This is a genomic window from Microcystis sp. M_QC_C_20170808_M9Col (genome assembly GCF_007095495.1).
Lineage (GTDB): Bacteria > Cyanobacteriota > Cyanobacteriia > Cyanobacteriales > Microcystaceae > Microcystis > Microcystis aeruginosa.
Genome location: NZ_SFBZ01000163.1, coordinates 1 through 5,983 on the forward strand (window position 1 = coordinate 1; position 5,983 = coordinate 5,983).

Here is a 5,983-nt window from a genome sequence, read left to right on the forward strand (position 1 = left end):
TCAGGGAAAAAGTCCAGGGATTTTCCCCCCGACCACTCCCATATCTGGTACTTTTTGATTGACAAAAAGTCTAAAAGTCTTACCCAACAAGGTTTTTAGATTTATTCAGCAAGCCCTAAGTAGGCAGTGGGGATTGAGAGAGGGTTTCCAGAATGGCTCAACAGCTAAAAACACAAAAAGCACAGAAAAACCCACCATCGCATAGAGTAAAATTATACCAGAATCGCCGTAAGTATTGCCATCTCGTAGATAAATAAAAATAATTATCAATTAATTCTTAAGAAAAAATAAATATTGCGAAATGTAAATTGAAATCTTCTCAAGTATTAATGGTTTATTGATAAAAAATGCTTATATAATACCAAATCCTGTTTAAAAAGTATAGGAGAGCAGGGAGTGGGTAACAGGGAGAAACAATTGATAACTTGGCAGTTATAGCAATTCCCATAGTTGTGAGGTACAGAGTCTTAGGTTTTGAGGAGTCAGGATTCAGGATTCAGGAGTCAGGAGTCAGGAGTCAGGAGTCAGGATTCAGGAGTCAGGATTCGGGATTCAGGAGTTAAGATTTTGGTGTACCTCATGAGATTGGGAAACGCTATAATCACACTATTAAAAACGGATTTGGTGTGAAACCGCCTTTCCCCTCTCCCAGGCAGTCCTACTAAGCTAAGACGCATTTAAAGCACTTATTCTTAAGATTAGCCGAATCTCCCCCAATCCCTTTACTGTTGCCTCTTGCCTCTTGCCTCTTGCCTCGTCTCAACAAGCAATTTAAATGCGATAATTCGTCGGTAGATAACTTGCCGCTGGCGTCGGTCCCCTCCAATAAACTATCGGCGAGATCGCGTTTATGGTGGTGCAGATCGACAATTTTTTCCTCGATCGTATCCTTGGCCACTAAGCGATAAATCGTCACCGGACGTTTTTGGCCGATGCGGTGGGCGCGATCGGAAGCCTGATCCTCCACTGCGGGATTCCACCAGGGATCAAGATGGATAACATAATCGGCCGCGGTGAGATTTAATCCTGTCCCCCCGGCTTTTAAACTAATTAAAAATACGTCCCCTTCCCCTGCTTGAAACGCTTTCACCTGTTTCTGCCGATCGCTGGCTGGGGTACTACCATCGAGGTATTGATATTTTATCTGCCGTTGATCGAGATAACTGCGGATAATCGCTAAATGATCGACAAATTGACTAAATACCAACGCTTTATGCTGATTATCTAATAAGTCATCCAGAATTTCCCCGAAACGGGACAATTTCGAGCCGGGTAAATCCAAATCTGGAGCCACTAACTGCGGGTGACAGCAGGCCCGGCGTAATTTCATGATCTCTGCCAGTACCTGGAGATGTTTTGCCCCGGCGGTACTGTCACTCTCGCTTAATTTCTCCAAAGCACGCCGCCGTAAGGCCTCGTAAAACGCCTTCTCCTCGACGCTTAACTCGATCGGGACTAAAATCTCGGTACGGGGCGGTAATTCCGCCAGAACTTGGTTTTTGGTGCGCCGGAGAAGGAAAGGCCGCACCAGTTTTTTTAACTGTTCGCGGGCGGTTTTATCGCCGTATTTTTCGATCGGGGTGGCGAAACGGCGATCGAAACTTTCCAAGGATCCCAACAATCCGGGGTTAATAAAACGGAAAAGATTCCATAATTCTCCTAAATGATTCTCGATCGGTGTTCCCGTGGTGATTAGTTTAAAATCCCCCCGCAGATTCATCGCTGCTTTCGATCGCTTGGTGGAGAAATTCTTAATTGCTTGGGCCTCATCGAGAACGATTGTCCGCCATTCTACCCCGGCCAACATGGTGGCCACTTCTTCCTGCTGTAATAACCCATAGCTACAGACCAACAGATCGAAGGGTTGCAGTCGATCGAGTAGTGCTTGCCGATCGCCTGTTCCCAATTGGATGATATTTAAAGTGGGTGCGAACCTTTCCGCCTCACTAATCCAGTTCAAACAGACTGAAGTAGGAGCGATCGCTAAAGTCGGTCCCTCCGAGGCGCGGGTAAGGATCACTGCCAGGGCCTGTAAAGTTTTCCCTAATCCCATATCATCGGCCAAACAGGCCCCGGCCCCCCACTGGGCCAGCCTAGCTAACCAACGAAAGCCTTCCAATTGATAGTCGCGCAATTCTGCCTGTAGAGTTGAGGGGACTTCTGGGGTAAAATCCTGACTCTCCTGAAAGCGTTGTAAATTGTCGCGCCAACGTTTATCGGCCTTGAGTTGTCCCACTTCCTCGGTGAGTTCCGAGAGAATCGGGGCAGCGAAGGGATGAAACCGCAAACCGTCGCCGGACTTTTCCGAAAAAGCACGCATTTCCTGTAACCGTTCCCGAAATGCCTCGGTTAGAGCGAGAAATTGACCATCTCCGAGGGGAATAAACCGCCCCGGCGATCCCTCTAGCAATTTCATCAACTCCTGCATACTCAGCACCGATTTCTCCTCTAGGTGCAGTTCCCCACTGACGGCAAACCAATCCCGTTGACTGTGGATATTTAGGTGTAGGTCTTGTAATCGAAGCTGACGCGACACCTGCCATTTTTCCCCTTCTGGCCATTCCACAAGGACGCTATCGTTTAATTCCCGCAATTCCAGCAGTAGATCTAGACAATCCTCTGGATTTTCTAGCCGCCATTCCCCATTTTCTTCCTCAAAACTGATCAGGATCGGACAAGAATCGATCGCTGTTTGGGCCAGTTTTTTCTCTAGGGCCAGATCCCTAGTTGTTTGCAGCCGTTCCCCCTCAATCTCGGCGATTACTGTTTCTCCCCCTTTTCCAGGCCGGAAATAGGGACCAGCTGCCCCAAAAGGACGGCTGAGAACCGCCACTTTTAAACCCTCCCCGGCCGGTAAGAGATGAATCCGGGGTTGACTATCGGCTGCCACTGACCGGGCTGCTTTTCCTCCGCCGATATCGGAATGTACTGTCACTATCCCGGAGAGGGAATTGATCGCGGCCAGGACTTTTTCCCGGCCCTTGTCGGGTACTTCTAAGCGGTTGCTTTTGCCGATAATGTCGGCGATGCTTCGGTGTTCCGGCTTGACTTCGATTACCTTAACGCGAGTGGGGGTTTCTTTCCAAATCAGCACTTCTTGGCGATCGCTGAGATCGGGTAGTAAAGAGAGGATTAATTTACCCGATTTTTCCTTTCTTACTCGCAATTCTGGTTCCCCGGCGACGATTTCTACCCGCGTTCTGGGGGAATCTTCCCAAAACACCAGGGGATGACCGATCAGTTCGATAATGGCCCGGCGCTCAAAGTGATACTCGTTCTGGCCATAGTAACTGGATTCCACGAAGATATGGGCGCAAATTTTCAGGTCTTGCGGGGTTAAATAGTCAATTTCCCCAGTTTTTCGCAGACGTTTCAGGGAGACGGGACGGCCACGACTCCAATTACCCCGCGCGTCGAGTTTCTGTTCTTTTGGTTGCAGGAAATAATCCTCGGAATGGATAGTGAGAAACCACGCAAGGCGGACGACGGGGTTAGATTTACCCGGGGTTGGTGTTGGCGCGCACAGATTAGTCAAGGCATTCAGGCACAGTTGCCAAGCTTCTTGGGGTTCGATCGCATCTACTAGGGGGGAAGAGAGATGCCATTTTATAACCACCTCCGCTTCCGGCGCTCGATCGAGTCGGGACAGTAGGGCCCCGGTTTCTAGGGCTAACCAATGGTAGCCGGCCGCCTTGGCATCTTTGTAGAGGGGCAGCAATAGGCGGGGCAGATGTTTTTTAGCGATGCTGCTACTCATCCAGTAGAGACAGATACTATAGATAAGAGTCTCTAGACCCTGGCCCATTTGGTAGGGATTGATCGTCGCGTCGATGATTGCGTCTTTGGCCTGCATATCTCCCTGACGGGCAGCGATGATTTTTTCCAGACGGGCATAGATAGGACTGAAAGGATGATCGTTTTGACGCGTCACCCAACTGGTATAGCTGGCGGCTTCGGCGAGACGTTCGGGGGTTCCTTCTTTGAGGAGAGCGAAAATAAAGGAGAAGCCGCTAATCGAAGAAAAATAGATTTTTTGTTTTCCTTTGGCTTTTTTTAGGGCTTTAAGGGCGAGGGTATATTCTTGGATCGCTTTGCTGTTTTCCCCCCCTAGAAAGGCAATCCAACCCCGGATCGCTCCGATTGCTGCTGCTTGGCTTTCCGGGAAGGGGCGATCGAGATACCGACGCACCTTATCGTATTGTCCTCGGATGATTGCCTGTTCGAGCCACAAATGGCCTTCGGAAACACTGGTCTGGTCTTGACAGAGTTCTTCTAGGAGGGAAAAAGCTCCATCGGCGCGAGTTATTTTTTCAAAAGCCTTGACAAGAATGCTATTTAGTGCTAGCGCCTGAAATTTGGTCGGTTGCGTCCGTAACCAATCCCCATCGAAGGGGTTATCGTAGATGAGGATGAGAAGGTCTTCTAGGCTGGTTTTTGAGGAGGAATAGCTGGTTTTCTGATAATCGGCGATTTGTTGTTCGATCGAGTCGAAATCCTGACGATAGATGGCCAGACGGATTTCTCGGATTAATTGCTCTTTTCCCTGAAAAACTAGGCTTTCATCCCAACGAGTTCGGGGTTGCGGCAGTTTTGCCTTGATAATCTCGGCAAAACGCTTGAATTCTCCCTTACTAACGCTATCACGGCTGGCAATCTCGACGAGGAGGGGATGACAGCGCGGCCCGTAGCCTTTGTCTTGGATGATTACTTCCGCTTCTAGGAGGAGATCTAAATGGGATTTCAGGGTTTGGCCGTTAAATCGCCGGTTGTTCTCGTCGCGGTAATGGGCTTGATTTAAACAGTCTAGAAAAGTGCTGCGGGCGATCGGTTCATAGATTAGGGAAAAAAGACGGACGATCACCTGATCTAGTGCCGATAATTGTTGGTAGCGTTCGATGATTTGGCGGCGGAGTTGCTCGATATCGTTCATATTCGGTTATATTCGCTGATACTCCTAATCTTTTTGCGGGGATATGCCTGCAATTTATGGGCGGGTTTCCAGAAAAGGTTCGATATCGATGGGGAACCAATCCCCGTCTAATACCTGTTCGAGAGTGAATATAGACTCTAGGGGAATCGCATTTTTATCGACGATTCTAGCTCTGATCAGGGTTTTTCTGGCATCGGAGTAGGCTGTCTCGAAAGTATCCCGCAGGTGATTGGCGAGAGTCGGACTATCTACCTTTCTTTCCAATTGAACCCTAAAATTGGCGATTTCTTCGAGCCAATGACGGGCATTCCGTTCTTTTTCCGATTCCCAATAGGATAGTTTCAGGAGATGGATTAATAATTGAGTTAACAAACTCTCTACAGCCCGTCTCTCGCTTTTTCCCATGCACTCCACCTCTTCGATCAGGTTTTCCCAGTCCACCAGGTCAAACTCTTTTCGCTTTAACAGTTCGGCGGTTTTTTCCGTCCAGAGAACAAAATCTTCCTCGTAGAGAGCGGTCATCATAGATTTATCTTCCCGACTGGGAGCGCGGGGTAATGGCTCGATTATAACCCTCGATCGCTATCGTTCGATCGGCTTCTAGTCTGGGGAATTTTTGCCAAGTTAGAGAATTCTACCATAGCACAAGTTGTTCTTTTTGTCAAAAAAAAACTTTTACTTTTTAACAAAAGTACACAAACATTTTGATCAACGTTATTGGCGATGTTATTTTGGGACTACAGGGGAAAGTTAACCTCACTGCTAGAATTATAATTTTCAGACAAATAACCTCAGAGTATAAATTATGACCTTTACACCAGCTATTGATCCAGATATTGAATACCCCGATAGTGACGGTAAACCCATGGCCGATAATACCGAACAATATGAATGGATCGTGAAAATTAAAGAAAACCTTGAGATTCTCTTTGCTAATTCTCCTCAGGTTTTTATTGCCGGAGATCTGCTCTGGTATCCCGTCCAAGATAAAAAAATTACCGGACCGGTTGCTCCCGATGTTATGGTAGTATTTGGTCGTCCGAAAGGAAGACG

General features: G+C 47.8%; 1 protein-coding gene and 2 pseudogenes. 1 reads left to right on the plus strand and 2 read right to left on the minus strand.

Features of this window, described 5'->3' with window-relative positions; all coding sequences use genetic code 11:
* Positions 1-772 precede the first annotated feature (772 nt).
* Positions 773-4,930, minus strand: a pseudogene (locus tag EWV68_RS09685) (DEAD/DEAH box helicase); the annotation flags it as partial.
* A 54-nt stretch (positions 4,931-4,984) separates the two neighbouring features.
* The gene (locus EWV68_RS09690) at positions 4,985-5,455 is read right to left on the minus strand and encodes a DUF29 domain-containing protein (RefSeq protein ID WP_061431549.1); all 471 of its coding nucleotides are present in this window, start codon (positions 5,453-5,455) and stop codon (positions 4,985-4,987) included.
* 280 nt (positions 5,456-5,735) lie between these two features.
* Here EWV68_RS09690 and EWV68_RS09695 point away from each other — a divergent pair.
* Positions 5,736-5,983 (plus strand): annotated as a pseudogene (locus EWV68_RS09695) (Uma2 family endonuclease); the annotation flags it as partial.

Coding starts and splice junctions, on each gene's coding strand:
- EWV68_RS09690 (WP_061431549.1), bottom strand. CDS start 5,455: ATGATGACCGCTCTCTACGAGGAAGATTTTGTTCTCTGGACGGAAAAA.